2 protein-coding genes are annotated in these 857 nt (G+C 36.8%); both read left to right on the top strand.

Annotated elements, in window-relative coordinates; genetic code table 11:
• Nucleotides 1–277, top strand: a 277-nt coding sequence (locus tag B3473_RS06230) for a DNA repair protein (RefSeq protein ID WP_414717676.1), incomplete at its 5' end; no start/stop codon positions are given.
• Nucleotides 258–851: a signal peptidase I gene (lepB, locus tag B3473_RS06225; RefSeq protein ID WP_369945035.1), complete on the top strand. Its 594-nt coding sequence runs from the start codon at nucleotides 258–260 to the stop codon at nucleotides 849–851. The genes B3473_RS06230 and lepB, both read left to right, overlap by 20 nt.
• The last annotated feature ends 6 nt before the right edge of the window (nucleotides 852–857 follow it).

Here is an 857-nt window from a genome sequence, read left to right as displayed (position 1 = left end):
TATTGATGAGATGAATATTAGGAGATTTAAACACCTCAAGCGAACAGATCTTTATGAGATCATATTAGCACAAAATGACGAAATCAATCGTCTGAGAGAAACATTAAACGATCTCGAAAGCCAATTAACCAAAAAGGAGATTTCGATAAAAGAATCTGGGACTTTGGCAGAGGCGGCTTTGCGTTTAACCAATATCTTTGAAGAAGCCCAAAAGGCAGCTGACTTGTATTTAGAGAATGTTAAACAAGGTGTAGGTGATGACGATGAAAAAGAATGATGAAATCCTTTCAAGTGCCAATATAGCAAACATCGAAAACTTGTATCGAACCTCCAAATACCGAAGAGATTTGCGGAAAAATATTGTTAACACGGTCTTTATGCTCATGGTTATCGCAGCTTTTGCTATTTTGACCTCTGTTCTATTTTTTCCTATTTTACGTATCTATGGCAAATCCATGTCAGGAACCTTAGATGCGGGTGACCTTATTGTTTCTTTTCGGACAAGTCATTTTGATACAGGTGACATCGTAGCTTTTTATTACAATAATAATGTTTTAGTCAAACGTGTGATTGCAGAAGAAGGTGATTGGGTAGATATGGATAGTAAGGGAAATGTTTACGTTAATCAGAAAAAACTCAATGAACCTTATCTGAAATCAAAAGATTATGGTGAAACCAATATCACCTTTCCTTACCAAGTTCCAGAAGGGCAGCTCTTTGTGATGGGAGATAACCGAAAAGTCTCCATCGACTCGCGAAACACTTCCATCGGAACGGTATCAAATGAACAAGTTGTTGGGAAATTGTTGTTTAGGATTTGGCCATTATCAAAATTCAGATTGTTGACCTAACAAAGA

Origin of the sequence: Streptococcus sp. UBA632 (assembly GCF_002300045.1) — a bacterium.
Classification (GTDB): Bacteria; Bacillota; Bacilli; order Lactobacillales; family Streptococcaceae; genus Streptococcus; species Streptococcus alactolyticus.
This window is presented reverse-complemented; position numbering and strand designations above follow the sequence as displayed.